Origin of the sequence: Azospira sp. I09 (assembly GCF_009177135.1) — a bacterium.
Taxonomy (GTDB): Bacteria; Pseudomonadota; Gammaproteobacteria; order Burkholderiales; family Rhodocyclaceae; genus Azospira; species Azospira oryzae.
This window is the reverse complement of the sequence record NZ_AP021844.1, coordinates 3,599,082-3,625,075: the sequence shown is the minus strand read 5'-3', so window position 1 is coordinate 3,625,075 and position 25,994 is coordinate 3,599,082. Positions and strand designations below refer to the sequence as shown.

Here is a 25,994-nt window from a genome sequence, read left to right as displayed (position 1 = left end):
TATTCCCGGCCCTTGCTTTGGCGAAAAGCGACGCGGCGTCAAGCGGCGACGATCTTCTCCAGGCCGCCCATGTAGGGACGCAGCACGGCCGGCACGGTGACGGAGCCGTCGGCGTTCTGGAAGTTTTCCAGGATGGCCACCAGGGTGCGGCCCACGGCCAGGCCGGAACCGTTGAGGGTGTGCACCAGCTCCGGCTTGTTCTTCTCGTTGCGGAAACGGGCCTGCAGGCGGCGGGCCTGGAAGGACTCGAAGTTGGAGCAGGAGGAGATTTCCCGGTAGGTGTTCTGGGCCGGCAGCCACACTTCCAGATCGTAGGTCTTGGCGGCGGAGAAGCCCATGTCGCCAGTGCACAGGGTGACGCGACGGTAGGGCAGTTCCAGCTTTTCCAGGATCGTTTCGGCGTGGCGGGTCAGTTCCTCGTGGGCCTCGGCAGACTTCTCGGGGGCCACGATCTGCACCAGTTCCACCTTGTCGAACTGGTGCTGGCGGATCATGCCCCGGGTGTCGCGGCCGTAGGAGCCGGCTTCGGAACGGAAGCAGGGAGTGTGGCAGACCAGCTTCAGGGGCAGGGCCTCGGCGGCGAGGATTTCGTCGCGCACGATGTTGGTCACCGGCACTTCGGCGGTGGGGATCAGGTACAGGGGCTCGGCATCGGCCCGGGCGATCTTGAACAGGTCTTCCTCGAACTTGGGCAGCTGGCCGGTGCCGAAGAGGCTGGCGGCATTCACCAGGTAGGGGGTGTAGACCTCGGTGTAGCCGTGCTCGCCGGTGTGGGTGTCGAGCATGAACTGGGCGAGGGCCCGGTGCAGGCGGGCCAGTTGGCCCTTCATGACGGAGAAGCGGGCGCCGGAAATCTTGGCGGCCACGGCGAAATCCAGCTGACCGAGGGATTCACCCACGTCGGTGTGGTCCTTGACTTCGAAGTCGAAGGTCCGGGGCGTGCCCCAGCGCTTCACTTCCACGTTGTCGGTTTCGTCCTTGCCCACCGGCACGGTTTCATTGGGCAGATTGGGAATGGCGGCGACGATGGCGTTGAACTCGCCCAGCAGCTCGGCCAGACGGGCTTCGGCCTGCTCCAGCTCGGTCTTCATGGCGGCCACCTGGGCCATCACCTCGGAAGCGTCCTCGCCCTTGCCCTTCAACATACCGATCTGCTTGGAGAGGGAATTGCGGCTGGCCTGCAGCTCCTGGGTGCGGGTCTGCAGGGTCTTGCGCTCGGCCTCCAGGGCGGAGAACTGGGCGAAATCGATGGCCTTGCCGCGGGTCGCCAGGCGGGCAGCCACGGCGTCGAGGTCGTTGCGGAGCAGTTGAATGTCGAGCATGGAATCAAAACCTTTTTGCCACAGAGGGCACAGAGATCACAGAGAAAATCGTTTCACGCCGTCGGCAAGCCTGGGCTCGCCAAAGTTGATAAGTAAACCACGTTTCAAGCCAGTTGCCTTCAGGTAGGACAAGACCTGGGCCGATACAGCTTCGGGCAGCGCCCGTTGGGACTTCAGCTCCACCACCACGGCATCGGCCACCACCAGATCAAGGCGCTGGCCGGGCAAAGGGAATATCCCGCAGGGACATTTCATGGCAGAGGGCCTCCTCATAGACACTCTCCAGCAGCCCCGGCCCCAGCAGACGATGCACCTCGATGGCGGCGCCGATAATCTGCTGGGTCAGTTGGTCTGCCATGACACTCGGTGTCCTCTGCGCCCTCTGTGGCTAGCCTTTTTTGCCTTTGCGGGCGGCCTGGGCATCCAGGTCCCGCAGGTGGGCGAGCTTTTCGCCGATCTTGATTTCCAGGCCCCGCTCCACCGGCTGATACCAGGTGGCGGGCGCCATGCCGTCGGGGAAGTAGTTCTCACCGGCGGCGTAGCCTTCGGCCTCGTCGTGGGCGTAGCGGTAATCCTTGCCGTAGCCCAGATCCTTCATCAGCTTGGTGGGGGCGTTGCGCAGGTGCTCGGGCACCGGGCGGGAGCCGTCCTTGGCGACGAAGGCGCGTGCCGCATTATACGCGTTGTAGGCAGCATTCGATTTGGCGGCGCAGGCCAGGTAGATCACCGCCTGGGCCAGGGCCAGCTCCCCTTCCGGCGAGCCCAGGCGCTCGTAGGTCTGGGCCGCGTTCATGGCGATCTCGCTGCCCCGGGGGTCGGCCAGGCCGATGTCTTCCCAGGCCATGCGCACGATGCGCCGGGCCAGGTAACGGGGGTCGGCGCCGCCATCCAGCATGCGGCAGAACCAGTAGAGGGCGCCGTCCGGATTGGAGCCCCGCACCGACTTGTGCAGGGCCGAAATCTGGTCGTAGAAGGCATCGCCGCCCTTGTCGAAGCGGCGCAGGCTCTGGGCCATGGTGGCTTCGATGAAAGCCCCGTCCACCTTGGCCAGCTTGGCGGTGCGGGCCGCCGTGCGCACCTGCTCCAGCAGGTTGAGGAAGCGCCGGGCATCGCCGTCGGCCAGGCCGATCAGGCGGGTGCGGGCCTCGTCATCGAAATCCAGGTCCGCCAGGGCTTTTTCTCGGGCCCGATCGAACAGCTGGCCCATCTCGGCCTCGTCCAGGGACTTCAGTACATAGACCGAAGCCCGGGAAAGCAGGGCCGAATTGACCTCGAAGGAAGGGTTCTCGGTGGTGGCGCCGATGAAGGTGAACAGGCCGCTTTCGACGAAGGGCAGGAAGCCGTCCTGTTGGGCCTTGTTGAAACGGTGGATTTCATCGACGAAGAGGATGGTGCGCTTGCCCTGGGCCTTCCACATCTCGGCCTGGGCCACCGCCTCCCGCACCTCCTTGATGCCGGAGAAGACGGCGGAAAGGGCGATGAACTCGCAGTGAAACTGGGTCGCCATCATGCGCGCCAGGGTGGTCTTGCCCACCCCGGGCGGCCCCCACAGGATCATGGAATGGGGCTGGCCCGACTCGAAGGCCAGACGCAGGGGCTTGCCCGGCCCCAGCAAGTGCTGCTGGCCGATCACCTCATCGGGCGAGCGGGGCCGCAACTGCTCCGCCAGGGGCGCCCCGGCATCCACCGTGCCTTGGGAAAAAAGATCGCTCACTCAGAATCCATTGGCAGCAGGTCTGCCCGTGCAAAAGCCGCAGTTTACCTCAAGGGCCCGATTGCCCTTCATGCCCTGTCCGGAAGAGAAGCACCCTCCCCCAAAGCCGCCCCACCTCAACCTGACAACTCACCGACGGATGGCGCAGGCCACTGCGGCGAACATAGCGGACCACCCAATGGACATAGGCCTCTTCGGTCCGTATGCTGCAATGACATATGCGTTCCGCAGCCCACACCTAATCAACCGAACAGGACCCGGTGCGACCACTTTGTCAGGAATGCCCGGTTACATAACAACAAAACATCGTATGGATAATTGGACGTTTTTGTCGTCCACTGCTAGCTTGGCATTTAACGGGAGACTCGCGTGACCCAAGTATTTCGAAAGCGCTTCGCAGAGCTTGAGCAGCAACTCGCACAGGTTGAAGCGACAAAAAGAGCGCAGTACAGCGATTATTCCGGACACTACGAAGCCGTTGACGACGAGTTGTTGCTGAATTGGTGCGTCAAAGCGCGCAATCTTCTCTCCAGTTCCTGTGGCAAAGAATCTGAGCACTTTCTTTCCTTCGTTGAGGCTGAGAAGCCGCAAGCGTATCTACACAACGACTACACAGTAAAGCGAGTTAAGGCCGTATTTCTGGCTGCAAAAGAGGATTTTGAAGGCGGCTATCTAGCATCGGTTCGTCAACTAGTACAAGCCGAACTCTTTGACAGCGAACTTGAGCAGGCAAAGGAGCTTCAGTCCTCTGGCTTTCACGTAGCTGCCGCGGTCATAGCGGGCGTCGTCTTGGAGACAACGCTTAGAGACCTCTGCGCCCAATCAGGACTTTTGACTGGGAAGATGGACAAAATGAACGCAGATCTTGCTAAGGCTGGCAAGTACAACTTACTCATTCAGAAGCGCATCACAGCGTTGGCGGGGATACGAAACAGCGCAGCACATGGAAACGCAAGTGAGTTCACTAAAGAGGATGTGTCCTCAATGATTGGTGAGGTTGAGCGTTTCGTGGCCGATATTCTTTCTTGAATTGAGAAATGCCCAACTATCGCATTCAACCGACGTATTTGGCTTCGCTGCGAAAAGTCCGCTGCTGGTACCGGGCGTTGGGCACATTAGTCCCGAGGTCGAAATGGAAAAATTCGTAGAGATCAGCAGGAAAGACAAGGGCTTCGACAAAGAGAATTCTTGGTATGGGTTTTGCGAAAAGCAGCGAATCCCATTCATCACCATTAAGGTGCGCTCGAAACTTGCAGATGTTCAGTGGGATTACATGCCCTATCCGCCAAGCATGGATAAGGCATTGTTTGCTCAGCACGAGCGCATCAAGACTAAAACTTCGGCCATCTATAAGCGATACGCTTCAAAAGACACTTGGTTTGGTGCTGGACCGGGAGTAATTTCGTTCGGAAATCTCGATATCGACAAAGCAAGAGAAGTCGCGACTGAACTGTACGACATCATCGTTGAGGCAGCGCATATTGCGCTAGATTCACCTCAAACAGAGCGGTAGCGCACCGTGTCCCTACCCCATCACTCCACCGGATCTGCACGAAAAGCCTTACAGGCTAGTGAATTCAAACGCTAGAGCCCCTCACTCCCCCGCCACATCCGCTCCGGGCGGCGGGGTGAAGCGGAAGAGGCCGGGGGCCAGGGACGGGTTGCGTTCGACCCGGTTGAAGATGAGGGCGGTAGTCTGGCCGAAGCTGTCGTGCAGTTCCATGGCCCGCAGGTTGTCGCCGGCAAAGCCGAGGCGGACTTTTTCGAAGCCGGAGTCGGCGCTCCTGGGGGTGGCTTCGGCCCATTCCAGGCCGTCCTTCTCGCCACCTTCGGCCAGGGTGAAGTTCTTTTCCAGGGAGGCGGAGCCTTCGCCGGCCAGCAGGGCGGCCGGGGTGGCGCCCAGGGTCTTGCCCATTTTCTTTACCGTCACCTGCTTCAGTTCCGGGTCGTAGATCCAGAATTTTTCGCCGTCGCCCACCATCAGCTGGGGATAGGGCTTTTCCACCTGCCAGCGGAACTTGCCGGGGCGCTGAAACATCATCAGGCCGGCGGAGTTCTGGGGCTTGCGGCCGCTCTTGGCCACCACGGTCTGGACGAACTCGGCCCGCAGGCTGCGGGTGTTGTCGAGGAAGGACTTGAGCTTGGCGACGCCGGAGGCCTGGGCGGCGCCGGGCAGCAGGGCGGCGGCCAGGAGGGCCGCCAGCAGGAACTTGGGGGGAGTTTTCATCATTCTTCCGTCTTGCGGCCCAGCACTTCGCGCCCGCCGCGGCCGTCCATGGCGGAGACCAGGCCGGCCCGCTCCATGGCTTCGATGAGGCGGGAGGCCCGGTTGTAGCCGATGCGCAGGTTGCGCTGGACCAGGGAAATGGAGGCCCGGCGGGTCTTGAGGACGATCTCCACGGCCTGGTCGTACATGGGGTCGTTTTCGGGATCGTCGCCGCCCTCGCCGTCGCCACCGCCATCTTCGTCACCACCGGCACCGGTGAGTACATCCTCGATGTAATCGGGGGCGCCGGTCTTTTTCAGGTATTCGACCACGTGGTGCACTTCGTCGTCAGCGACGAAGGCGCCGTGCACCCGGGTGGGGTAGCCGCTGCCCGGCGTCAGGTAGAGCATGTCACCCTGGCCCAGCAGGGCTTCGGCGCCCATCTGGTCGAGGATGGTGCGGGAGTCGATCTTGCTGGAGACCTGGAAGGAGATGCGGGTGGGGATGTTGGCCTTGATCAGGCCGGTGATCACATCCACGCTGGGCCGCTGGGTCGCCAGGATGAGGTGGATGCCGGCAGCCCGGGCCTTCTGGGCCAGACGGGCGATCAGTTCTTCCACCTTCTTGCCCACCACCATCATCAGGTCCGCCAGCTCGTCGATGACCACCACGATGTAGGGCAGCTCGGTCAGGGGCTCGGGGAATTCGGGGGTGATGGAGAGCGGGTTGGGAATCTTCTGCTCGTTCTTCTCCGCCTCGCGGATCTTGGCGTTGAAGCCGGCCAGGTTGCGCACGCCCATGGCGCTCATCAGCTTGTAGCGCTTTTCCATCTCGCCGACGCACCAGTTGAGCGCGTTGGCGGCCTGGCGCATGTCGGTCACCACCGGCGCCAGCAGGTGGGGAATGCCTTCGTAGATGGAGAGTTCCAGCATCTTCGGGTCCACCAGGATGAGGCGCACATCCTTGGCGGTGGACTTGTAGAGCAGGGACAGAATCATGGCGTTGATGCCCACCGACTTGCCGGAACCGGTGGTGCCGGCCACCAGCAGATGGGGCATCTTGGCCAGGTCGGCCACCGTGGCCTGGCCGCCGATGTCCTTGCCCAGGGCCACGGTGAGGGGCGAGGCCATGTCGTAATAGGCCTTGCTGGAGAGGATTTCCGAGAGGCGCACAGCCTGGCGCTTGGGGTTGGGCAATTCCAGGGCCATGCAGGACTTGCCCGGTACCGTCTCCACCACCCGCACCGAGATGAGGGCCAGGGCCCGGGCCAGGTCCCGCGCCAGATTGACGATCTGGGCGCCCTTGACGCCCACCGCCGGCTCGATTTCGTAGCGGGTGATGACCGGGCCGGGGTAGGCTGCCAGCACCTTCACCTGGACGCCGAAGTCGGCCAGCTTGCGTTCGATGAGGCGGGAGGTGAATTCCAGGGTATCCGCCGCCGGCAGATCGGTCTGGGGCGGCGCCGGGTCCAGCAGGTGCAGGGGCGGCAGCTGGCCGCCTTCCACCGCTTCGGGGAAAAGGGGCGTCTGGCGCTCCCGCTCGATGCGCTTTTCCACCTTGGTGGAAACTTCGATTTCGGGCTCAACGATTTCGATGCGGATCGGCTCGTGGTCTTCCACCCGGGCCCGCTCCACTTCCACCACCGCTTCCCGCTCCCGGGCCACTTCGCGGCCGATGCGCTGGTCCTGCCAGCGCTCGATGAGGCCGCGGATGCCGAAATAGGTGCTTTCCACCAGGGTGCCCAGACGCTCGAAGGTGGACAGCCAGCTCATGCCGGAAAAGAGGCTCCAGCCCAGCACCACGCCGGTGAGCAGGACCAGGGTGGCGCCGGTGTAGCCGAGGGCGGCGACAGCGGCATTGCCCAGCTCCAGACCCAGCATGCCGCCGGGCACCAGGGGCAGGGGCGTACGCAGGGTGTAGAAACGGATGGCTTCGAGGCCGCAGCTGGCCACCAGCAGGATGAGGAAGCCGATGGCGGCGACAATCAGGGGGCGGCGGTCGCCGTTGCCGCGCAGGCCGTCGAGGCGGCGGTAGCCCCACCACACCAGGGCCAGCATGAGGGTGACCCACCACCAGGCAGAAGCGCCGAAGAGATAGAGCAGAAGGTCGGAGAGCCAGGCGCCGAAACGGCCGGCGGGGTTGTGCAGGGCGTCCACCTGGGCCGCATGGGACCAGCCCGGGTCGGCCCGGTCGTAGCCCCACAGGGCCAGGGAGAGGAAGCCGGCGAACACCACCAGCGCCAGCCAGCGGGATTCCTGCAGGATGACGGCAATCTTTTCCGGCAGGGGGCTGGGGGACTTATCGGAGTTGCGACGGGCGGATTGGGGGACGGCCATTGGCGGCGAACAGTTGGTAGGTTCGCCCGATTATAACGGCAAGCGCCCCTTAGATTTCGTGCAGGACAATGCGGCCGTCCTGAACTTCGATGTAACCACTGGTTTCCAGGTCCTTCATCACCCGGCTGACCATTTCCCGGGAGGCGCCGATCATCTTGGCGATATCCTGCTTGGTCAGCTTGCGGGTGACGATGCGCCGGCCTTCCTGCATCTCGGAAAACTCCAGCAGCAGCTTGGCGACCCGGCCGAAAACGTCCATCAGGGCCAGGCTTTCGATCTTGCGGTCGGCTTCCCGCAGGCGCTGCACCAGGCTGCGCAGCAGGTAGAAGGTCAGATCCACGTGCTCGGTGAGGAGGCGGCGGAACTCGGCCTTGGCAATGATCAGCACTTCGCACACTTCCAGGGCCACCACGTTGGCGGAACGGGGCTCGCCATCGAGCAGGCCCATTTCGCCGAAGAACTCGCCGGTGCCGAGGATGGCCAGGATCACTTCCCGCCCTTCCTCATCGCTGTTGAGCACCTTGATGCTGCCCGAGATGAGGATGTAGAGGGAGTCCGTGACGTCGCCGGCCCGCACAATGGTCGTACCCCGGGTCACCTTGCGATAGGTGGATACCCGGGCCAGATGTTCCAGTTCGCTGTCCGGCACACGCTCAAACATGGGCAAGCCCCGGAGCGTGGCGAGGCTTAGTCCTCTCCCAACCTGCATACTCAGCCTTATTTTTGCTTGTGGTGTGGATAAATCAGCGCCGATTATATGCCAAATCCGTCACGCGCCACCGCCGCCGGCGAGTTCGGTTACAGCCCCCCCGCTTTCGCTATAATTTCCCCCCGACCCGAAAATCCGACCGCGAGAGAAACGCCATGACCACCCAACGCCACAGCCGCCTGCTCATCCTCGGTTCCGGCCCCGCCGGCTACACCGCCGCCGTCTATGCCGCCCGCGCCAACCTGAAACCCGTGCTGATCACCGGCCTGGCCCAGGGCGGCCAGCTGATGACCACCACCGAAGTGGACAACTGGCCCGCCGATGCGGCCGGCGTCCAGGGTCCCGAGCTGATGCAGCGTTTCGAGGAGCATGCCCGCCGCTTCGAGACCGAGATCATCTTCGACCACATCCACACCGCCAAGCTGCAGGAAAAGCCCTTCCGCCTCATCGGCGATGCCGGCGAATACACCTGCGACGCCCTCATCATCGCCACCGGCGCCTCCGCCCAGTACCTGGGCCTGCCCTCCGAAGAGAAGTTCGCCGGCCGCGGCGTCTCCGCCTGCGCCACCTGTGACGGCTTCTTCTACCGCAACCAGGCCGTGGCCGTGGTCGGCGGCGGCAACACCGCCGTGGAAGAGGCCCTGTACCTGGCCAACATCGCCAGCCACGTCACCGTGATCCACCGCCGCAACAAGTTCAAGTCCGAAAAGATCCTCCAGGACAAGCTGATGAAGAAGGTGGAAGAAGGCAAGGTCACCGTGCTGTGGGATTCCACCCTGGAAGAAGTGCTGGGCGACGATTCCGGCGTCACCGGCCTCAAGGTGAAAAACGTCAATACCGGCGCCACCCAGGAAGTGCCGGTCATGGGCGTCTTCATCGCCATCGGCCACAAGCCCAACACCGAACTGTTCGAGGGCCAGCTGGAACTGGAAAACGGCTACATCGTGACCCAGTCCGGCCGCGCCGGTAACGCTACCCAGACCAGCATCACCGGCGTCTTCGCTGCCGGCGACGTGCAGGACCACATCTACCGCCAGGCCTGCACCTCTGCCGGCACCGGCTGCATGGCCGCCCTGGACGCCGAACGCTACCTGGACGGCCTGGAGCAGGCGTAAGCCCCGGAACAGCGCTCCATGAAGCCAGCCAAGCCGGCCGCCGCCGGCTCCCCCTTTCAGGTCCTGCGGGACCTGAAAGGCCATCTGGAGCCCGCCAAACAGGCCAAAGCCGCCCCCCCCGCCGCACCGGCACCATCTGCCATGCCCGCGCCGCCGCCTGTATCCACGGCCGGGGACGAGGATGCCGCCCTGCTGGCCCAGGCCTTCGCCGGCGCCAAGCCCCTGGCCCGGGACAACCACGCCCGTCTGGACAAGCCCAAGCCGGCCCCCAAGCCCCGTCCCCGGCTGCAGGATGAGACGGATAGCGCCCCGACGCCCCGGCCCCAGCGGATCGACCCCAACGACCCCCTGGCCCTGTTCCGCGCCAGCGTCGGCGAGGTCACCCCGGTCAAGGACACCGGCCGGGCCGAGGTGGGGCCGCGCCTGTCGCGGCAGAAGCGCCAGGCCCAGGCCGCCGCGCCAACCGCCGAGGCGACGCCGGCGCTGTACATCCCGGACCTGCCGGACGACGACCCGGCCGCCCTCTTCCGCCGCGCCGCCGGCCCGGTGACGCCCCTGGCGGACAAGAATCAGGCGGCCCTCAACAAGCCCCTGCCGGCGGCCCGCCCCCGGCCCCGGGAGGAAGCCGAGCCGCCGGCAGCCACGCCGGCGCCGGCCCATCCGCCTCTGTCCGACCGGGCCGACACCGCCGCCGAAGGCGAACACCTGCGTCCCGGCGCCCCCGGCCGCCTGCTAGCGGACCTGCGCCGGGGCCGCATCCAGGTGGAAACGGAAATCGACCTGCACGGCTACACCCGGGACGAAGCCCGGGACTTCCTCAGCGCCGCCCTGGCCCGCTGCGGCCGCCGCGGCCAACGCTGCCTGCGGGTGATCCACGGCAAGGGCCTGAGTTCCCCCGGCGGCGAATCCCTCTTGAAAAACCTGACCCGCAACTGGCTGGCCCAGCACCCGGAAGTGCTGGCCTTCTGCGAAGCCAAGCCGGCGGACGGCGGCAGCGGCGCCCTGCTGGTGCTGCTGCGCAATCCCCGCCGGGAGGGCGCCACGGCGGACGATTCCCGGGGCTGAAAACCGCCTACCCCAGGAGGCAGAAGGGACGGGCATGGGCGCCTGCCCATGCCGGAGAATGGCTTCCCGCCTGCCTCTGCGGCTATGCCGCCGGAATACCGCCGTAACACCTATTTCCCCATCCCCAAAAAGCAAAGGGCCGCCCCGTGGGACGGCCCTTTTGCCGCACCGCTCCCTGGGGGCCGGCGCCGGCGTGTCTTGCCTCAGATGGCGGCTTCGTCGGTCTCGCCGGTGCGGATGCGCACCACCTGCTCCACGGGCATGACGAAAATCTTGCCGTCGCCGATCTTGCCGGTGTGGGCGGCCTTGACGATGGCGTCGATGGCGGGCTCCACCTTGTCGTCGGAGATGATCAGTTCCACCTTGATCTTGGGCAGGAAGTCGACCACGTACTCGGCGCCGCGGTACAGCTCGGTGTGGCCCTTCTGGCGGCCGAAACCCTTGACCTCGGTGACGGTGAGGCCGGTGACGCCGATTTCGGACAGGGCTTCGCGCACTTCGTCGAGCTTGAAGGGCTTGATGATGGCTTCGATCTTTTTCATGAACTCTCCTTATTTAAATTCTTGGGCGGGGCAGCGGGGCATTCCCAACCGAATGCCGTCATCTTCGCGTCGGCTCACCATTCGTCAGCATAACGGTTTGTGATCGGATAGCGCCAGTCCTTGCCGAAGCCCCGCTGGGTGACGCGGATGCCCACCGGGGCCTGGCGCCGCTTGTATTCGCTGATCTTGAGCAGGCGCACCACCCGCCGCACGTCGGCCTCGGCGTAGCCCTGGGCGACGATCTCCCGGGGCGACAGGTCCTGTTCCATATAGGCTTCCATGATGGCATCCAGCACCTCGTAGGGCGGCAGGCTGTCCTGATCCTTTTGGTCCGGCTTGAGCTCGGCGGAAGGGGGGCGGACGATAATGTTGTCGGGAATGATCTCCCGTTCCCGGTTGATCCAGCGGCACAGACGATAAACGAAGGTCTTGGCCAGGTCCTTGATAACGGCGAAGCCGCCGGCCATGTCGCCGTAGAGGGTGCAGTAGCCCACCGCCATCTCGGACTTGTTGCCGGTGGTCAGCACCAGGCTGCCGCTCTTGTTGGAGATGGCCATCAGGATGTTGCCGCGGATGCGGGCCTGGAGGTTTTCCTCCGTGGTGTCGGCAGCGGTGCCGGCGAATTCCTGGGCCAGCATCTCGCCATAGACGCCCATGGCCGGGGCAATGGCGATCTCGTCGTAGCGCACGCCCAGGGTTTCCACCAGCTGGCGGGAATCGTCCAGGCTCATCTGGGCGGTGTAGGGCGAAGGCATCATGATGGCCCGCACCTTGTCGGCCCCCAGGGCCTCGGCCGCCACCACCAGGGTCAGGGCCGAGTCGATGCCGCCGGAAAGGCCGATGACGGCGCCCTTGAAGCCGTTTTTGCCGATGTAGTCGCGCACCCCCAGCACCAGGGCGCGGTACACCTGTTCCTCCAGGGCCGGCTCCGGCAGGAGCAGGCCGCTGACGCGGCCGTCGGGAGTCAGCTGCAGCAGCTCCAGGGCTTCCTCGAAACGGGGCAGGCTGGCGCCGACGCTGCCGTCGGCGCACAGGGCCAGGGAGGCGCCGTCGAACACCAGCTCGTCCTGGCCGCCCACCAGATTGTTGTAGATGAGGGGAATCCGGGTCGCCGCCACCCGCTCCCGCAGCACGGCGAGGCGGTCCCCTTCCTTGTTCATGTGATAGGGCGAGGCATTGAGCACCAGCAGGGCCTGGGCCCCGGCCTGGGCTGCCTGCTCCGCCGCCCCGGCTTCCCACACGTCGGCGCAGATGTTGAGGCCCAGGGTCCAGCCCTTGACCTCGATCAGGCAGGGCTCGCTGCCGGCTTCGAAGTAGCGCTCCTCGTCGAAGACCTCGTAGTTGGGCAGGCGGTGCTTGCGGTAGGAGGCCTGGATGCGGCCGTCCTTCAGGTAGGAGGCGGCGTTGTAGCGCTGGCCGGCCACCTCCAGGGGATGGCCGACGACGATGCCGATCTCCGGCACCTCCGCCGCCAGCAGTTCCAGCTCCCGGGCGCAGGCCCGGTAGAAATCCGGGCGCAGCAGCAGGTCTTCCGGCGGATAGCCGCACAGGCCCAGTTCCGGGCTCAGCATCAGGTCGGCCCCGCGGGCCTGGGCCTGGCGGGCCAGACCGGCCAGGCGGGAACGGTTGCCGGCCAGGTCGCCGAGGACGGCATTGAACTGGGCGACGGCGACGACAAGGGCGGAAGTGGGAGCAGCCATGGGCGGACGATCCGGGGAGAAAGGCGTCGGGCGAGGAAGAACGGGAGGCGGACTACGGTAAAACCGGGTACGGCGGGAAAGCGGCCGGAGGACAAGCTCCCCCGGCGCCTCGGACAGCTTAGAAGTGGGGCTTTTCGCCGGAAGCGTCGTAACGGGCCACGCCGTCCACGATTTCCTTCTTGGCGGCTTCCAGGTCGCCCCAGCCGGTGACCTTGACCCACTTGTTGGGTTCCAGATCCTTATAGTGCTCGAAGAAGTGCTCGATCATCTTCGGCAGCAGGTCGGGCAGGTCGGAAACGGCCTTGACGTTGTCGTAGATGGAGGTCAGCTTGGACACGGGCACTGCCAGGACCTTGGCGTCCAGACCGGCTTCGTCTTCCATGTGCAGGATGCCGATGGGGCGGCAGCGCACCACCACGCCGGGGTGCAGGGGATAGGGAGTCACCACCAGCACGTCCACGGGGTCGCCGTCGTCGGACAGGGTATGGGGCACAAAGCCGTAGTTGCAGGGGTAGTGCATGGGGGTGGACATGAAACGGTCCACCAGCACGGCGCCGGAATCCTTGTCCAGTTCGTACTTGATGCCGGGCGCCCGGGCGGGAATCTCGATGACCACGTTGAAGTCGTTGGGGACGTCCTTGCCGATGGACAGTGCGTCGATGTTCATGAATCAGTCTCCTTATAAAAGTCCCTAATTATACGTCAGGCGCTCCCTCGACGCGGCACCAAATGCCGGGAAATCCCGGAAAAACAAGGCTCCGCCCCCCTATTGCGCAGCAACAAAAGCAGTTGACACAAATTCTCACAATCTGCAGAATGAGAATTGTTGTCATTTAATAACCATTCCCAGGAAACCGCTCGCCATGCTGGTACCAGCCATGCCGTATTCCTGCCCGACCGACTCCGGCTGGCTTTCCCGGAGTCCCTGGGTCGGCGCCGCCGTGCTGCTGCACGGTGCCGCCCTGGCCTGGGCGTTGGGCACGGCACAGCCAAGCCCCATTGAAGCCCCCCAGGTGATGAGCATCGCGCTCGTCACCCCGGCTCCGGAGCCCGCCGCCAAACCCACGCCGACGCCCCCGCCGCCCAAGCCCCAGCCGGTGATCAAGCAACAGGCGCCGGCCCCCAAGGCGGTGAAGAGCGAACCGGCCCCGGCGCCGACGCCCGCCTCCATCACCTCTTCGGCACCGCCGCCCCCGGCGCCCGCCGCCGCGCCCCCCGGACCGGCCGCCCCGGCGCCCGTGGTGGAAGCCAAGTTCGACGCCGACTACCTGCAGAACCCCAAGCCCACCTATCCGCCGGCCTCCAAGCGCCTGGGCGAACAGGGCAAGGTCTGGCTGCGGGCCCACGTGCTGCCCAACGGCACCACGGACAACGTCGAACTCAAGCAGACCTCCGGCAGCCCCCGCCTGGACGCCGCCGCCCTCGAGGCGGTGAAGCGCTGGCGCTTCGTGCCCGCCCGCCAGGGCAGCGAAGCCGTGGCCTCCTGGGTCGTCATTCCCGTTTCTTTCAGTTTGGAAAGCTAAGCCATCATGCAAGCCAATTTCGATTTCTCCCATTTCTGGGCCCAGGGCGACGCCGTCTCCCATTTCATCGCCATCGTCCTGCTGGTCCTCTCCGTCGCCAGCTGGGCCGTGATCCTGGGCAAGGGCTGGAAACTGTGGCGCCTGCGCCACGCCGCCCCGGTGGCCATCGACAGCTTCTGGCACGCCTCCACCCTGCAGGAAGGCCTGGACCGCCTGGAACCTGCCGCCCCCTTCGCCGACCTGGCCCGCCGCGGCAGCCAGGCCGTCAGCCACTTTGAAAGCCATTCCGGCAGCGCCCCCCACCTGGATTCCCACCTCTCCGCCAGCGAACTGGTGACCCGGGCCCTGCGCCAGGGCATCGCCCGCACCACCAGCCACCTGGAAGGCGGCCAGACCCTGCTCGCCTCCATCGGCTCCACCGCTCCCTTCATCGGCCTGTTCGGTACCGTCTGGGGCATCTACCACGCCCTGGCCACCATCGGCATGACCGGCCAGTCCAGCCTGGACAAGGTGGCAGGCCCCGTCGGCGAGGCCCTGATCATGACCGCCGCCGGCCTCTTCGTCGCCATTCCCGCGGTGCTGGCCTACAACACCTTCAACCGCAACCTGCGCGTCATCGGCGGCGACCTGGACGCCTTCGCCCACGACCTGCACACCTTCCTCACCACCGGCCACCACATGGCCGAATCCCCCGTGGTTCCCCACGGCCGCGGCAACGCCGGCGCCCGCAAGCTGGCCGAGGTGGCTTAAATGGCTTTCGGCGGATTCGAATCGGGCCCCTCCCAGCCCATGGCCGACATCAACACCACGCCCCTGGTGGACGTGATGCTGGTGCTGCTAATCATCTTCATCGTCTGCGCCCCCCTGATGACCCAGGCCATCAAGGTGGACCTGCCCCAGGCCAGCGCCGCCCCGGCGGACCCCAAGCCGGACACCGTGCAGGTGGCCCTGGATGCGGCGGGCAAGCTGTACTGGAACAAGACGGAAATCAACGCTGAGGAGATGGTGACCCGCTTCTCCGGCGCCGCCGCCCAGAACCCCCAGCCGGAAGTCCATCTCTCCGCCGACAAGGAAACGCGCTACCAGCGCGTGGCCGAAGTGATGGCGGCGGCGAAGGAGGCCGGCATCGTCAAACTCGGTTTCGTCACCCAACCTGGAGGCACCCATGAACCACGCCGATGAGCTCAAGCCCACCCTGGCCGTCGTCACGGTGGACAACCCGCCCGCCGGGCAAGCCCCGGTAGTGGCCAGCCGGCAGCTGTTCCGCGGCAACAACACGGTCCGCATCGAACACGGCGGCCAGTGCTACCTGCTCCGCCTGACCCGTGAGAACAAGCTGATTCTGACCAAGTAAAGAGCAACGCTTCACCCTCGACGCATCACCCTCTTGCCGCCAGCCAGCCCCCGGGCGAGCCAGCCTTCTTTTTTTGAGGTCCCGGTACCGGCCCCGCGCTGGCGCCACCCTTTTCCTCGAAGCGAAGAGCCCCCGGCGGCAGCGGCGGATGCCCGACCCGTTTTTCCGTACCACCCACGACAACACGTAGCCAGCTACCGGTAGGCTTTCATGCCGGGCAGCAAGCCACGCATCAAGATCAGGAGAGATCATGCGCCTTGCTTCCCGCCCCGCCGGGGGACGTCCCGCGTCCGCCCATTCAGTACCCCTGCGTCCCCTGGCAGGTATTGCTGTCACCCTGCTGCCCCTGCTTTATCCCGCCCTGGTCAGTGCTGCCGATGGCACCGAACTGAAGGAAGTGGTCGTCAGCGCCACCCTGACGGAACAGGACAGCCGTACCGCTCCCGCCTCGGTCACCATTATTTCCAGGGAGGAACTGGAAACGCGCAACGCTACCGACCTGCTGGAAGCGGTACGGGGAGCCCCCGGCATAACCTTCTCCCCTCGCCAGGTAAGTGGTCGCAAGACTGTGGCTCTGCGAGGGCTCGAGGGCAAGCACACACTAACGCTGATCGACGGACGACGCATTTCCCCCAGTGATGATGTGGTCGGTCATTCGGACTACCAGTACGGCTGGCTGCCCATGTCGGCGGTGGAACGCATTGAAATTATCCGCGGCCCCATGTCAACCCTGTACGGCTCGGAGGCCCTGGGCGGTGTCATCAACCTGATCACCCGCCAGCCCAAGGACCGTTGGATCGGATCTGTCAGCATTTCAGGCTCCGAAGTACAGGGAGATGAAGGCGGCGGCGGTCACAACGCTTCAGTTTTCGCCAGCGGCCCCATAGGCGAACGTCTGACCTTGCGGGTCACCGGCGAAAAAGCACGCAATGGTGCAATCGCCAAGAAAGAGGACCGCCGTTCTTCGGAAATAGAAGGACGGGAATCCGACTCAGTCGGGATCGGTGCAACCTTTCAACTGACGCCACAGCATAGTCTGGAAGCCAACTGGAACGAGGTACGGGAACAACGCTTCTATGACGATGTTTCTATAACGAGAACCCCGGTATACAAAGAAACGCCCTATAGAAACTCCTACAGCATCCAACGCAACCAAGGCAACCTGACCTGGAAAGGCAAGTTTGCCGACTGGAAGACCCAGGTCCGGGCCTACCAGAGCGAAATAGACATCCAGAATTCACGCACCAACGGCGTCAGCGCCACCCGACCGCAGAACATGCAAGATCGCGTCATTGACGGCTTCGGCACAATCAAGCTTGGTAGTCACATGCTGACCCTGGGCGGAGAACTCAGGGAAGAGACCCTGCGCAATAACGGATTGACCAACGGCAAGGACGACGCCACCCACAAGGCCCTGTTCGTACAGGATGAACTGCCCCTGGGGCATCAACTGACCCTGACGGGCGGCGTGCGGGTAGACCATCACGAGTATTTCGGCAGCGAAACCAGCCCGCGTCTCTATCTCGTCTGGGAAGCCAGCCCAGAATGGGTTATCAAGGGCGGCTACGGCCACGCCTTCAAGGCGCCAACCTTGAAGCAGATTTCGCCAAGCTACGTTGGTGCCGAAGGCCCTCATACATTCCAGGGCAACGCCAATATCAAACCTGAAAAATCCGACTCCTTCGAGATTTCTGCTGATTGGCGCAAAGGCTCCATGGGTGCCTGGGCCACCCTGTTCAATACCGAAGTTGAAGACCTGATCACCTATAAGTTACTCAGCGTCTCGGGAGGTCGTCGCTCCTACCTTTACGACAACGTGGACAAGGCCCGCATCCGCGGCATCGAAGGCGGTTTTAGCTGGGATTTCGCAAAATCCTGGAGCTGGAACAACTCGCTAACTCTGTTGGACACCAAAGACAAGAGCACAGGAAAAAAACTGGAAGACCGTCCCGACCAGACCTTGACTTCCCGAGTGGACTGGAAGGGCGGCGATGGCTGGAGTGTCCGTGCCGGGCTGGAATACACCGGCAAACAGACGACCGCAGGCTTGCCCCTACCGGCCTACACCCTCTGGAATGGCAGCGTCGGCAAACAGCTGGGCAAGGGCTTTAGCTTGCGTGTAGGCATCAACAATCTGACGGATGTACGTCTGGCGGAAAAATCTCCGAACTTCGGTTATGCCGAAACGGGACGCACCATCTTCGCCACGCTGCGCTCGGACTTCTAAGATGACGCCCCTGCTCCGCGCCCTGCTGCTGCTCCTGCCGGCCCTGCTCCACGCTGCCGCAGTAGCGGCGGCCCCGGCTGCCGGAAACACCGCCCAGGGCGCGGCGCAGGTCCCTGCCGTCCTCTTCGTCAGCACTGCCCCCATCCAGCCCGGCAAGTTCCGCCTGCTGGCCGACCTGGCCGCCAGGCAGGGCCTGCGGCTGGAATCCCGCTTTGCCGAGAAGCTACCCACGGACGTGGATGCCCGCCTGTTCCAGGGCTACCGCGCCGTCTTTTTCGATGCCCCGCGGGACCACCTGCGGGACTTCGTCCAGGCCCGCCTGGCCACCGCCCTGCCCGGCCTAAAGGCACCCCATCTGTGGCTGCACGAAGGCAAGCCCGCCTGGGCCGGCCTGCCCGAGCCCCTGGCCCGCCGCCTGCACGCCTACTACGTGAACGGCAGCCGGCCCAATTTCGAGAATTTCTTCCGCGCCCTGGCCGCCCACCTGGCGGGCCGTTCCCTCCAGGGCATCCCGGAACCCATCGTCTTCCCCAAGAGCGCCGTCTACCACCCCAAGGCCCCCGGCCTGGTGTTCCCCGACGCCGCCGCCTACCTGGCCTGGAAAGGCATAGACATAGCCCCCGGCAAGCGCCCGCCGGTGGTGGCGATCGCCCTGCACCAGCAGTACATCGCCGCCGAGCAGACCGCCTTCATCAACGACCTCATCGAACGTATCGAGGCCGCCGGCGCCGTGGCCCTGCCCTTCTACAGCCCGGTCATGGACCCCATGGCGGTGCGCCGCCTGGTGCGAGTGGGGGAGCGCAACGTGGCCGACGCTCTCATCAACACCCAGATCATGCTCAATCCGGAAGGGCGGCGCAGCGAGTTTGCCGACCTGGGCATCCCGGTGGTCCAGGCCATGCCCTACCGCAAGGGTGACGCCGCCGACTGGGCCGCCGATCCCCAAGGCATCGCCCTCATGGACGTGCCCTTCTACCTGGCCCAGGCCGAATACGCCGGCGTCACCGACATCCAGATCGCCGCCGCCACCCGCAAGCACGACGACCAGGTGGTGAGCATTCCCGCCCAGGCATCGGCAGTGGTGAACAAGGCGCTGAAGCTGGTGGCCCTGCAGCGCAAGGCCAACGCCGAGAAGAAGGTCGGCGTGCTGTTCTGGAACTACCCGCCGGGGGAAAAGAACCTCTCCGCCTCCTACCTGAACCTGCCCCGCAGCCTGGAAGCCACCCTGCAGGCCCTCAAGGCCGCCGGCTACCGCACCGAGGAAGTGGCGGAGAAGCCCCTCACCACCCTGCTGCAGCGCCTGCTGGCCCCCTATTACCGGGACGGCGAACTGCCGGGCCTGCTGCGGGATGACCTGGCCGAACGCATGCCGGTGGCCGTCTACAAGCGCTGGCTGGCGACCCAGCCGGATGCGGTGCGGCGCAGCCTGCAGGAACGCTGGGGCGAGCCGGAAAAATCCGCCATGGTGCTGCGCCAGGACGGCCAGGCCTGGTTCATCGTGCCTCGCCTCAAGCTGGGCAATGTGGTGTTCATGCCCCAGCCGCCCCGGGGCGAAAAGTGGGAAGAGAAGGAAAAGGCCCTCTACCACTCCACCAAGGCCCTGCCCTCCCACTTCTACCTGGCCGCCTACCTGTGGCTGCGGGAACGCCAGGGAGAGGGTGAAAAAAGCGGCGCCAAGAGCGGCGCCACCGGCAGCGGCTTCGGCGCCGACGCCCTCATCCACTACGGCACCCACGGCACCCAGGAATGGCTGCCGGGCAAGGAGCGGGGCCTGGCGGTGAGCGACGCCCCCATGCTGGCGGTGGGCGACACCCCCGTGCTCTACCCCTACATCGTGGACAACATCGGCGAGTCCCTCCAGGCCAAGCGCCGGGGCCGGGCCACCATCGTCAGCCACCAGACCCCGCCCTTCGTCCCCGCCGGCCTGCACGAGGCCCTCACCCGCCTGCACGACACCCTGCACGCCTGGCTGGCCCAGGACGAGGGGGCGGTGAAGGAAAAGCTCAAGGCCGACCTGCTGGCCCAGGCGAAAAAGGAGCGCATCGACAAGGACCTGGCCTGGGACGATGGTCGCCTGCAAAAGGACTTCCCCACCTTCGTCGAACAGCTGCACGACCACCTGCACGAACTGGCCCGCACCGCCCAGCCCCTGGGCCTGCACACCTTCGGCCGGGCGCCGGCGGAAGTGCATCGCCTGGGCACGGTGCTGCTGATGCTGGGCAAGCCCTTCTGGGAGGCCCACGCCGCCCCCGGCGAGGAGGCGGACGAGACCCTGGTGGGCGATTACCGCAAGCTCACCGAAGCTGCGCCCTACCGCCTGCTCAAGCGTTACCTGGTGGAGCAGCCCCAGGCAACGCCCCCCGCCGCCCTGGCCGAAACCGTGGCCCAGGCCCGCCGCTGGTACGCCGACCTCTCCGCCGGCAACGAGCAGGCAGCCCTGCTGCAGGGCCTGGCCGGACGCTACATCCCCACCTCCTACGGCGGCGACCCGATGAAGAATCCGGAGGCCCTGCCCACCGGGCGCAACCTCTACGGCTTCGACCCGTCCCGCATCCCCACGCCCCAGGCCTGGGCCGCCGGCAAGGAAGCCCTGGAGGCCCTGCTGGCCGAGCATCGCAAGCAGACCGGCAAGCAGCCCGCCAAGCTCACCTTCTCCCTCTGGTCCGTGGAAACCATGCGCCACCAGGGCATCCTGGAAGCCCAGGCCCTGTGGGCCCTGGGGGTGGAGCCGGTGTGGGATTCTGGCGGCCGGGTCAGCGGCGTCAGGCTGGTCTCCCGGGAAGCCCTGGGCCGGCCCCGGGTGGATGTGGTGCTGTCCGCCACCGGCCTCTATCGGGATCATTTCCCCAACGCCATGAAGCAGCTGGTGGAAGCGGTGCGCCTGGCGGCCGAGGCCGAGGAGGCGGACAACCCGGTGGCCGCCAACGCCCGCCGCATCGCCGCCGACCTCATCAAGCGCGGCGTGCCGGCGGAAGCCGCCAAGCGGGCCGGCCAGACCCGCCTCTTCTCCTCCGAGTCGGGCAAGTACGGCACCGGCCTGGACGACGCCGTGCTGGCCACGGACACCTGGAAAGGCAAGGCCGAGGGCGACCGCAAGCTGGCCCAGCTCTATCTTTCCCGCATGCAGTTCGGCTACGGCCCGGACGAGGCGGAATGGGGCCAGGCCGGCGCCAGGGACGGCAAGGGCAAGGCCCTGGCCGGCCTCAACCTCTACGCCGAGCAGCTGAAAGGCACCGAGGGCGCCGTGCTTTCCCGCTCCTCCAACCTCTACGGCATGCTCACCACGGACGATCCCTTCCAGTACCTGGGGGGCATCGCCCTGGCGGTGCGCCACCTGGACGGCAAGGCGCCCCAGCTCTACATCTCCAACCTGCGCCAAACCGGCAACGGCGGCGGCAAGGTGGAGGGCGCCGCCCAGTTCCTGGCCAAGGAACTGGCCACCCGCAATTTCCACCCGGGCTACATCCAGGGCCTGATGCAGGAAGGCTACGCCGGCACCCTGCAGGTGCTGGACAGCGTGAACAACTTCTGGGGCTGGAACGCCACCGCCCGGGAAGTGGTGCGGGACGACCAGTGGCAGGAGTTCGTGGACGTCTACGTGCGCGACAAGCACCGCCTGGGAGTGAAGGACTGGTTCGAGAAGGAAAACCCCCACGCCCTGGCCCAGACCATCGAACGCATGCTGGAAGCAGCCCGCCAGGGCTACTGGCAGGCCGATGCCGCCACCGTGGACGAACTCAAGCAGCGCTACCGGGAACTGGCCGCCAAGCACGACGTGCGCACGGACAACGCCGCCTTCGCCAAGTTTGCCGGCTACGGCCTGCAGACCCCGGCCGCCGCCCCCGCACCGACCCGGCCGCAAAGCGCATCGCAGTTGGCCGAGACGCCTCCCCCGCCGGAGACGCCCGCCCCGCCTGTGATCCAGGGCATGCAGCTGGAAAAGATAGAGAACAAGCCCCTGCCAGCCATCCCGCCCCTGCTGGCCGCATCCCTCCTGCTTCTGCTGGCCGCCCTCGGCGGCGGCGCCTGGCAGGCCCGCCGCGAGCAGGGCCGCCGTCCCCTTTCCACCTCCACCCCTTCCAGGAGCCTCTGACATGTCCATGGATATTCCGGAAATGCCCGTCGACCTGCGGCTCGCCGCCGTGGTGCACCTGCTCTCCTCCTCCGCCCTGCGCGGCGCCACCCCCAACAAGACCGAGGCCCTGCGGGCCCATCTGCGGGGCCTGGCGGCCCAGGCCGACCTCAACCCCTACCTCAAGAGCGCCCTGCAGGAAGTGCTGCAGGGCTGGGAGGCGGTGGATTGCCACCCGGCCTCCACCCCCGTCGATTTCTACCCCCTGGTCGCCCCCGGCGCCGTCACCCACTAACCCCAAAGCAACAGGAGTTCTCCCATGTCCCGTCACACCGGCCCCCGTCTCAAGATCATGCGCGCCCTGGGCACCGAGCTGCCCGGCCTCTCCCGCAAGACCCGCGGCGAGCGCGAGCAGCCGCCGGGCCAGCACGGCGCCCGCAAGGTCGCCGGCCGCAAGTCCGAATTCGGCCTGCAGCTCATGGAAAAGCAGAAGCTGCGCTTCAACTACGGCGTCTCCGAAACCCAGCTGCGGCGCATCGTCAAGGACGCCCGCCGGGACCAGGGCGCCACCGGCCACAAGATCGTCGAACTGCTGGAGCGGCGCCTGGACAACCTGGTCTTCCGCGCCGGCCTGGCCCCCACCATTCCCGCCGCCCGCCAGCTGGTGAGCCACGGCCACATCGCCCTCAACGGCCGCCGCGCCACCATTCCCTCGATCCGGGTCAAGGCCGGCGACGCCTTCGGACCGGTGGAAAAGAGCCGCAACCTGCTGGCCATCAAGGCCTCCCTGGCCGAGCCGGCCCTGGAACGGCCCGAGTGGATCGCCTTCGAGGAAGCCAGCCTGACGGCCCGCCTCAGCCACCTGCCGGACGGCGATTCCGCCCCCTTCCCCCTGGACCTGCAACGGGTGGTCGAGTACTACGCCACCCGCCTGTAACCCCATGCCAAGCGCCGCCCCGGCAACCGGGGCGGCCCAGGAGTTCTCCATGCAACAGCTTGTCGAAATGTCCATGTACCAGTTGGGGCAGATCTTTCTCTTCCCCACCCTGGCCCTGGTCTCCCTGCTTTTCCTCTACGCCTTCTGGCTGCTCGGCCATTTCGCCCTGCAGGCCTGGCAGCGCCGCAACGGCGGCGGCCGGCCCCTGCTGGCCCGCTTCCGCGAAGCGCCCAACCTCAACGGCGACGAGCTGGACGTGTACGCCCACACCCTGCTCGAGGCGCCGCGCATCGCCAGCCGGGTAACGCCCATGCTGGGCCTGGTGGCCACCATGATCCCCATGGGCCCGGCCTTGAAATCCCTTTCCGACGGCAACCTGGCCCAGGTCTCGGAAAACCTCATGGTGGCCTTCTCCGCCGTGATCCTGGCCCTCATCGCCGCCTCCATCACCTACTGGATCGTCAATGTGCGGCGCCGCTGGCTGGCGGAGGAACTGCTGGAAGTGGAAGCCCTGCGGCAGCGGGCGGGGAGTGCTGCATGAGCGCGAACGCACGACCGACCGCAGGGAGCGCGCTCCCTCCCCCGGGGAGGATGTCGCTCCGCGACAGGAGGGCCCACCAATGAGCCTCAAGCTGCTGCACGAACCGGAGACCGAGGACCCCATCCTCTCGGTGGTGAACCTGATCGACATTTTCCTCGTCATCATCGCCGCCCTGCTCGTCACCGTGGCCCAGAACCCGGTGCTCAACCCCTTCTCCAAGCAGGACGTGACGGTCATCACCGACCCGGGCAAGCCCACCATGGAGATGGTGATCAAGAAGGGTGAGAAGATCGAACGCTACAAGGCCAGCGGCAACATCGGCCAGGGCGAGGGGGCCAAGGCCGGCGTCGCCTACCGCATGAAGGACGGTTCCATGGTGTACGTCCCCGAAGGGGAAGGCCAGTAGTCCGATGCACCCTCACACCCTGCTGGAATGCCTGCTCGCCCGCCGTTTTGCCGTCGAATACCAACCCCTGGTCTGTCCCGTCAGCGGCGACAGCCTGGGCTGGGAAGCCCTGGCCCGCTTCAGCGCCGCCGACGGCACGCCCCTGCCGCCGGACCTGGTGTTCCAGGCCCTGCACCACGATCCCCTGCTGCTCTTCCATACCGAACTGGAAACCAAGCGCCTGCAGCTTTCCCTGGCGCCGCCGGAGGGCCTGCTGTTCGTCAATCTGGACCCGGACAGCTTCGCCGCCGGCCACGGCCCGGACGGGCGCAACGCCTTCACCGAGCTCTTCCTGCCGCACCGGCAGCGGCTGGTGGTGGAAGTCATCGAGAACCTGGACATGGGCGACGTGGCCCTCTCCCATCAACTGGTGGAGAAGCTGAAGGCCGACGGCGTCCTGCTGGCCATGGATGACCTGGCCGCCTCCCGGGGTCTCATTTCCTTCGCCGCCCTCAACGATTCCGCCTACCTCAAGTTCGACCGCTCCTGGCTGGCCGACTCGCCGGAACGGGAGCGGCGCACCGCCATCCTCTCCTGGACCCTGCCCGCCGCCCGCAGCCTGGGCGTGCGCACCGTGCTCGAGGGGGTGGAGACCGCCAACGACCTGAAGCTGGCCCGGCGCCTGGGTTTCGACCTAGTGCAGGGCTTCCTTTTCCGCGACCGTTTCCACTACAGCCGTCGCGCCGAGGCCTGACATGCCCCCCAGCGATTCCCTGCTCTCCCGCATCTACCTGGAAAACTACCGGGAGATCGTGGATTTCCTTTCCCTGCGCACCGGCTGCCGCCACGCCGCCCAGGACTGCGCCCAGGATTGCTGGTTCAAGCTGTGCAAGGCCCGCCCGGCGGAGCCTGTGGACAACGGTCGCAGCTACGTCTTCCGCGTCGCCGCCAACATCGCCGTGGACTGGCACCGCAGCAACGGCCGGGAACTGCGCCTGCAGGCCGACTACGCCGCCAGCGGCGACCCCACGGCCGCCAGCCCCGACACCCTGGAGACGGTGCAGCAGCGGCGCAACCTGGAGCGCCTGGAAGCCATCATCCGGGCCCTGCCGCCGCGCACCGTGGAGGTCTTCGTGCTCAACCGGCTGGAAGGCCTCACCTACACGGAAGCGGCAAAGCGCCTGGGCATTTCCGCTTCCGCCGTGGAAAAGCACATCGCCCGGGTGCTGCTGCAATGTCTGCCCATCCTGGAGGAAATCTGATGCCAAGCGTGCCGCCCTCCCGCGCCCTGGAGCAGGCCTCCCGCTGGATCGCCCGCCAGGGGGCCGACGACTACGATGCCGCGGCGGAGGCGGATTTCGCCGCCTGGTACGGCGCCGCGGCGGAGAACGCCAGGGCCTACGAGCAGATCCGCCGCCTCTGGGGCACCCTGGGCCAGGTGCAGCGGCAACGCCTGCAGCCGCCCCGGGGGCGCCGCCACGCGGCGGCCGGTGCCGTCAGCCTGGCCCTACTCCTGGGCAGTCTGCCCTGGCTGCCGGAGTGGTGGATTACCGCCCAGGCCGACCATATGGCGGAACTGGGCGGCAACCGCCACATCGAGCTGGCCGACGGCTCCCGGGTGGTCCTGGAATCGGGCAGCGCCCTGCGCGTGCGCCTGGGCCAGACAGGGCGGGAGGTGGAACTGCTGCGGGGCCGGGCCCTCTTCGAAGTGGCGCGCCAGCCCCAGGGCGAAGGCTTCGCCCCCTTCTCCGTCGCCGTCGGCGAAACCCGGGCCACCGCCCTGGGCACCCGCTACCAGGTGGAAAAGCTGGAAGGCGAAACCGTGGTGACGGTGCTCGAAAGCCGGGTCGCCGTGCACTGCGGCGATTGCCAGGAAGGCCCGCGGGAAGCGGTGCTGGGGCCGGGGGACATGGCCCGGGTGGGCGCCGGCGGCCTGGAAACAGCCCGGACCCCGGCCGGTGCCGATGCCTGGAGCGACGGCATGCTGGCCTTCGACCGCCAGCCCTTTGCCGTGGCCGCCGGCCAGCTGCAGCGCTACCTGCCGCAGAAGGTAGTGCTGCTGAGTCAGGAAGCAAGGCAGCAGCTGGTCTCGGGCACGGTGGACCCGGCCCGGCCCGAGGCCGCCCTCGGCCTGCTGGCCAGAGGCGCCGGCCTGCAGGTGACCCGCCTGCCGGGGCTGTTGCTGGTGCGATGAAAAAAATTCCGGCCCGGGGGTGGGGTGTACCGGGCCGGCAGACGTCCTACGG

General features: G+C 66.1%; 27 protein-coding genes. 17 read left to right on the top strand and 10 right to left on the bottom strand.

All coding sequences use genetic code 11. The features are described 5' to 3' along the window. Window positions 1-38: 38 nt before the first annotated feature. The 4 genes from serS to AZSP09_RS16965 are packed head-to-tail and all read right to left on the bottom strand — an operon-like array spanning window position 39 to window position 3,036. Window positions 39-1,322 (bottom strand): serine--tRNA ligase, encoded by a 1,284-nt coding sequence (gene serS, locus AZSP09_RS16975; protein WP_152090713.1) that lies wholly within the window; start codon window positions 1,320-1,322, stop codon window positions 39-41. A 36-nt stretch (window positions 1,323-1,358) separates the two neighbouring features. Next, window positions 1,359-1,550: a GxxExxY protein gene (locus AZSP09_RS20680; RefSeq protein ID WP_197739025.1), complete on the bottom strand. Its 192-nt coding sequence runs from the start codon at window positions 1,548-1,550 to the stop codon at window positions 1,359-1,361. Then, a complete protein-coding gene (locus tag AZSP09_RS20675) occupies window positions 1,531-1,680 on the bottom strand; it encodes a GxxExxY protein (protein WP_197739024.1) in 150 nt (49 codons plus the stop codon). Before AZSP09_RS20675 ends, AZSP09_RS20680 begins: the two co-directional genes overlap by 20 nt. A gap of 30 nt (window positions 1,681-1,710) precedes the next feature. Then, a complete protein-coding gene (locus tag AZSP09_RS16965; protein WP_172974788.1) occupies window positions 1,711-3,036 on the bottom strand; it encodes a replication-associated recombination protein A in 1,326 nt (441 codons plus the stop codon). 369 nt (window positions 3,037-3,405) lie between these two features. On the opposite strand from AZSP09_RS16965, the gene AZSP09_RS16960 reads away from it, so the two are divergent. Next, complete coding sequence (locus AZSP09_RS16960; RefSeq protein ID WP_152090712.1) at window positions 3,406-4,065, top strand: DUF4145 domain-containing protein; 660 nt, start codon at window positions 3,406-3,408, stop codon at window positions 4,063-4,065. A 103-nt stretch (window positions 4,066-4,168) separates the two neighbouring features. After that, window positions 4,169-4,549 carry a hypothetical protein gene (locus tag AZSP09_RS16955; RefSeq protein ID WP_152090711.1) on the top strand — a complete coding sequence of 127 codons (381 nt, stop codon included), beginning with the start codon at window positions 4,169-4,171 and terminating at the stop codon, window positions 4,547-4,549. An 81-nt stretch (window positions 4,550-4,630) separates the two neighbouring features. Here AZSP09_RS16955 and lolA read toward each other — a convergent pair whose 3' ends face one another. The 3 genes from lolA to AZSP09_RS16940 are packed head-to-tail and all read right to left on the bottom strand — an operon-like array spanning window position 4,631 to window position 8,287. Beyond that, the gene (gene lolA / locus AZSP09_RS16950) at window positions 4,631-5,263 is read right to left on the bottom strand and encodes an outer membrane lipoprotein chaperone LolA (RefSeq protein ID WP_152090922.1); all 633 of its coding nucleotides are present in this window, start codon (window positions 5,261-5,263) and stop codon (window positions 4,631-4,633) included. Continuing rightward, entirely contained in the window at window positions 5,263-7,578 is a 2,316-nt protein-coding gene (locus AZSP09_RS16945) for a DNA translocase FtsK (RefSeq protein ID WP_152090710.1), read from the bottom strand. Before AZSP09_RS16945 ends, lolA begins: the two co-directional genes overlap by 1 nt. A 49-nt stretch (window positions 7,579-7,627) precedes the next feature. Further along, complete coding sequence (locus AZSP09_RS16940) at window positions 7,628-8,287, bottom strand: Crp/Fnr family transcriptional regulator (RefSeq protein WP_014236776.1); 660 nt, start codon at window positions 8,285-8,287, stop codon at window positions 7,628-7,630. A 155-nt stretch (window positions 8,288-8,442) separates the two neighbouring features. On the opposite strand from AZSP09_RS16940, the gene trxB reads away from it, so the two are divergent. Then, window positions 8,443-9,402, top strand: a complete 960-nt coding sequence (gene trxB / locus AZSP09_RS16935) for a thioredoxin-disulfide reductase (RefSeq protein ID WP_014236775.1) — start codon at window positions 8,443-8,445, stop codon at window positions 9,400-9,402. Between the two features lie 18 nt (window positions 9,403-9,420). Beyond that, window positions 9,421-10,467 (top strand): Smr/MutS family protein, encoded by a 1,047-nt coding sequence (locus AZSP09_RS20670; protein WP_269473819.1) that lies wholly within the window; start codon window positions 9,421-9,423, stop codon window positions 10,465-10,467. A gap of 203 nt (window positions 10,468-10,670) precedes the next feature. Here AZSP09_RS20670 and glnK read toward each other — a convergent pair whose 3' ends face one another. The 3 genes from glnK to ppa form a co-directional block, all read right to left on the bottom strand. Next, the gene (gene glnK, locus AZSP09_RS16925) at window positions 10,671-11,009 is read right to left on the bottom strand and encodes a P-II family nitrogen regulator (RefSeq protein ID WP_014236773.1); all 339 of its coding nucleotides are present in this window, start codon (window positions 11,007-11,009) and stop codon (window positions 10,671-10,673) included. Between the two features lie 74 nt (window positions 11,010-11,083). Beyond that, a complete protein-coding gene (locus AZSP09_RS16920; RefSeq protein ID WP_152090709.1) occupies window positions 11,084-12,709 on the bottom strand; it encodes an NAD+ synthase in 1,626 nt (541 codons plus the stop codon). Window positions 12,710-12,827: 118 nt separating this feature from the next. Further along, entirely contained in the window at window positions 12,828-13,376 is a 549-nt protein-coding gene (gene ppa, locus AZSP09_RS16915; RefSeq protein ID WP_014236771.1) for an inorganic diphosphatase, read from the bottom strand. A gap of 196 nt (window positions 13,377-13,572) precedes the next feature. Here ppa and AZSP09_RS16910 point away from each other — a divergent pair, with 196 nt between their 5' ends. From AZSP09_RS16910 to AZSP09_RS16850, 13 genes are all read left to right on the top strand, one after another. Continuing rightward, window positions 13,573-14,232, top strand: coding sequence for an energy transducer TonB (locus AZSP09_RS16910; RefSeq protein WP_152090708.1), 660 nt, complete (start codon window positions 13,573-13,575; stop codon window positions 14,230-14,232). A gap of 6 nt (window positions 14,233-14,238) precedes the next feature. Next, window positions 14,239-14,982 carry a MotA/TolQ/ExbB proton channel family protein gene (locus AZSP09_RS16905; protein ID WP_014236769.1) on the top strand — a complete coding sequence of 248 codons (744 nt, stop codon included), beginning with the start codon at window positions 14,239-14,241 and terminating at the stop codon, window positions 14,980-14,982. Further along, window positions 14,983-15,414, top strand: a complete 432-nt coding sequence (locus AZSP09_RS16900; protein ID WP_152090707.1) for an ExbD/TolR family protein — start codon at window positions 14,983-14,985, stop codon at window positions 15,412-15,414. Beyond that, window positions 15,398-15,586 (top strand): hemin uptake protein HemP, encoded by a 189-nt coding sequence (gene hemP / locus AZSP09_RS16895; protein ID WP_014236767.1) that lies wholly within the window; start codon window positions 15,398-15,400, stop codon window positions 15,584-15,586. Before AZSP09_RS16900 ends, hemP begins: the two co-directional genes overlap by 17 nt. A gap of 250 nt (window positions 15,587-15,836) precedes the next feature. Continuing rightward, entirely contained in the window at window positions 15,837-17,813 is a 1,977-nt protein-coding gene (locus tag AZSP09_RS16890) for a TonB-dependent receptor plug domain-containing protein (protein ID WP_152090706.1), read from the top strand. Window position 17,814: 1 nt separating this feature from the next. Next, a complete protein-coding gene (cobN, locus tag AZSP09_RS16885; RefSeq protein ID WP_152090705.1) occupies window positions 17,815-21,906 on the top strand; it encodes a cobaltochelatase subunit CobN in 4,092 nt (1,363 codons plus the stop codon). Between the two features lies 1 nt (window position 21,907). Beyond that, window positions 21,908-22,180, top strand: coding sequence for a hypothetical protein (locus AZSP09_RS16880; protein ID WP_014236764.1), 273 nt, complete (start codon window positions 21,908-21,910; stop codon window positions 22,178-22,180). Between the two features lie 24 nt (window positions 22,181-22,204). Then, a complete protein-coding gene (rpsD, locus tag AZSP09_RS16875; RefSeq protein WP_152090704.1) occupies window positions 22,205-22,822 on the top strand; it encodes a 30S ribosomal protein S4 in 618 nt (205 codons plus the stop codon). A 49-nt stretch (window positions 22,823-22,871) separates the two neighbouring features. Further along, a complete protein-coding gene (locus tag AZSP09_RS16870) occupies window positions 22,872-23,363 on the top strand; it encodes a MotA/TolQ/ExbB proton channel family protein (RefSeq protein WP_014236762.1) in 492 nt (163 codons plus the stop codon). 79 nt (window positions 23,364-23,442) lie between these two features. After that, window positions 23,443-23,769: a DUF2149 domain-containing protein gene (locus AZSP09_RS16865; protein ID WP_014236761.1), complete on the top strand. Its 327-nt coding sequence runs from the start codon at window positions 23,443-23,445 to the stop codon at window positions 23,767-23,769. A 4-nt stretch (window positions 23,770-23,773) separates the two neighbouring features. Then, window positions 23,774-24,502 (top strand): EAL domain-containing protein, encoded by a 729-nt coding sequence (locus AZSP09_RS16860; protein WP_152090703.1) that lies wholly within the window; start codon window positions 23,774-23,776, stop codon window positions 24,500-24,502. 1 nt (window position 24,503) lies between these two features. Further along, window positions 24,504-25,010 (top strand): RNA polymerase sigma factor, encoded by a 507-nt coding sequence (locus tag AZSP09_RS16855; protein WP_152090702.1) that lies wholly within the window; start codon window positions 24,504-24,506, stop codon window positions 25,008-25,010. Then, entirely contained in the window at window positions 25,010-25,942 is a 933-nt protein-coding gene (locus tag AZSP09_RS16850) for a FecR family protein (protein WP_172974787.1), read from the top strand. The genes AZSP09_RS16855 and AZSP09_RS16850 overlap by 1 nt, the downstream gene beginning before the upstream one ends. Window positions 25,943-25,994: the final 52 nt, after the last annotated feature.

Coding starts and splice junctions, on each gene's coding strand:
- AZSP09_RS16955 (WP_152090711.1), top strand. CDS start 4,169: ATGGAAAAATTCGTAGAGATCAGCAGGAAAGACAAGGGCTTCGACAAA.
- AZSP09_RS16890 (WP_152090706.1), top strand. CDS start 15,837: ATGCGCCTTGCTTCCCGCCCCGCCGGGGGACGTCCCGCGTCCGCCCAT.
- AZSP09_RS20675 (WP_197739024.1), bottom strand. CDS start 1,680: ATGGCAGACCAACTGACCCAGCAGATTATCGGCGCCGCCATCGAGGTG.
- AZSP09_RS16850 (WP_172974787.1), top strand. CDS start 25,010: ATGCCAAGCGTGCCGCCCTCCCGCGCCCTGGAGCAGGCCTCCCGCTGG.
- AZSP09_RS16860 (WP_152090703.1), top strand. CDS start 23,774: ATGCACCCTCACACCCTGCTGGAATGCCTGCTCGCCCGCCGTTTTGCC.
- AZSP09_RS16880 (WP_014236764.1), top strand. CDS start 21,908: ATGTCCATGGATATTCCGGAAATGCCCGTCGACCTGCGGCTCGCCGCC.
- AZSP09_RS16920 (WP_152090709.1), bottom strand. CDS start 12,709: ATGGCTGCTCCCACTTCCGCCCTTGTCGTCGCCGTCGCCCAGTTCAAT.
- hemP (WP_014236767.1), top strand. CDS start 15,398: ATGAACCACGCCGATGAGCTCAAGCCCACCCTGGCCGTCGTCACGGTG.
- cobN (WP_152090705.1), top strand. CDS start 17,815: ATGACGCCCCTGCTCCGCGCCCTGCTGCTGCTCCTGCCGGCCCTGCTC.
- ppa (WP_014236771.1), bottom strand. CDS start 13,376: ATGAACATCGACGCACTGTCCATCGGCAAGGACGTCCCCAACGACTTC.
- AZSP09_RS16910 (WP_152090708.1), top strand. CDS start 13,573: ATGCTGGTACCAGCCATGCCGTATTCCTGCCCGACCGACTCCGGCTGG.
- AZSP09_RS16870 (WP_014236762.1), top strand. CDS start 22,872: ATGCAACAGCTTGTCGAAATGTCCATGTACCAGTTGGGGCAGATCTTT.
- AZSP09_RS16900 (WP_152090707.1), top strand. CDS start 14,983: ATGGCTTTCGGCGGATTCGAATCGGGCCCCTCCCAGCCCATGGCCGAC.
- AZSP09_RS16905 (WP_014236769.1), top strand. CDS start 14,239: ATGCAAGCCAATTTCGATTTCTCCCATTTCTGGGCCCAGGGCGACGCC.
- lolA (WP_152090922.1), bottom strand. CDS start 5,263: ATGAAAACTCCCCCCAAGTTCCTGCTGGCGGCCCTCCTGGCCGCCGCC.
- trxB (WP_014236775.1), top strand. CDS start 8,443: ATGACCACCCAACGCCACAGCCGCCTGCTCATCCTCGGTTCCGGCCCC.
- AZSP09_RS16945 (WP_152090710.1), bottom strand. CDS start 7,578: ATGGCCGTCCCCCAATCCGCCCGTCGCAACTCCGATAAGTCCCCCAGC.
- rpsD (WP_152090704.1), top strand. CDS start 22,205: ATGTCCCGTCACACCGGCCCCCGTCTCAAGATCATGCGCGCCCTGGGC.
- glnK (WP_014236773.1), bottom strand. CDS start 11,009: ATGAAAAAGATCGAAGCCATCATCAAGCCCTTCAAGCTCGACGAAGTG.
- AZSP09_RS16855 (WP_152090702.1), top strand. CDS start 24,504: ATGCCCCCCAGCGATTCCCTGCTCTCCCGCATCTACCTGGAAAACTAC.
- serS (WP_152090713.1), bottom strand. CDS start 1,322: ATGCTCGACATTCAACTGCTCCGCAACGACCTCGACGCCGTGGCTGCC.
- AZSP09_RS20670 (WP_269473819.1), top strand. CDS start 9,421: ATGAAGCCAGCCAAGCCGGCCGCCGCCGGCTCCCCCTTTCAGGTCCTG.
- AZSP09_RS16940 (WP_014236776.1), bottom strand. CDS start 8,287: ATGCAGGTTGGGAGAGGACTAAGCCTCGCCACGCTCCGGGGCTTGCCC.
- AZSP09_RS16865 (WP_014236761.1), top strand. CDS start 23,443: ATGAGCCTCAAGCTGCTGCACGAACCGGAGACCGAGGACCCCATCCTC.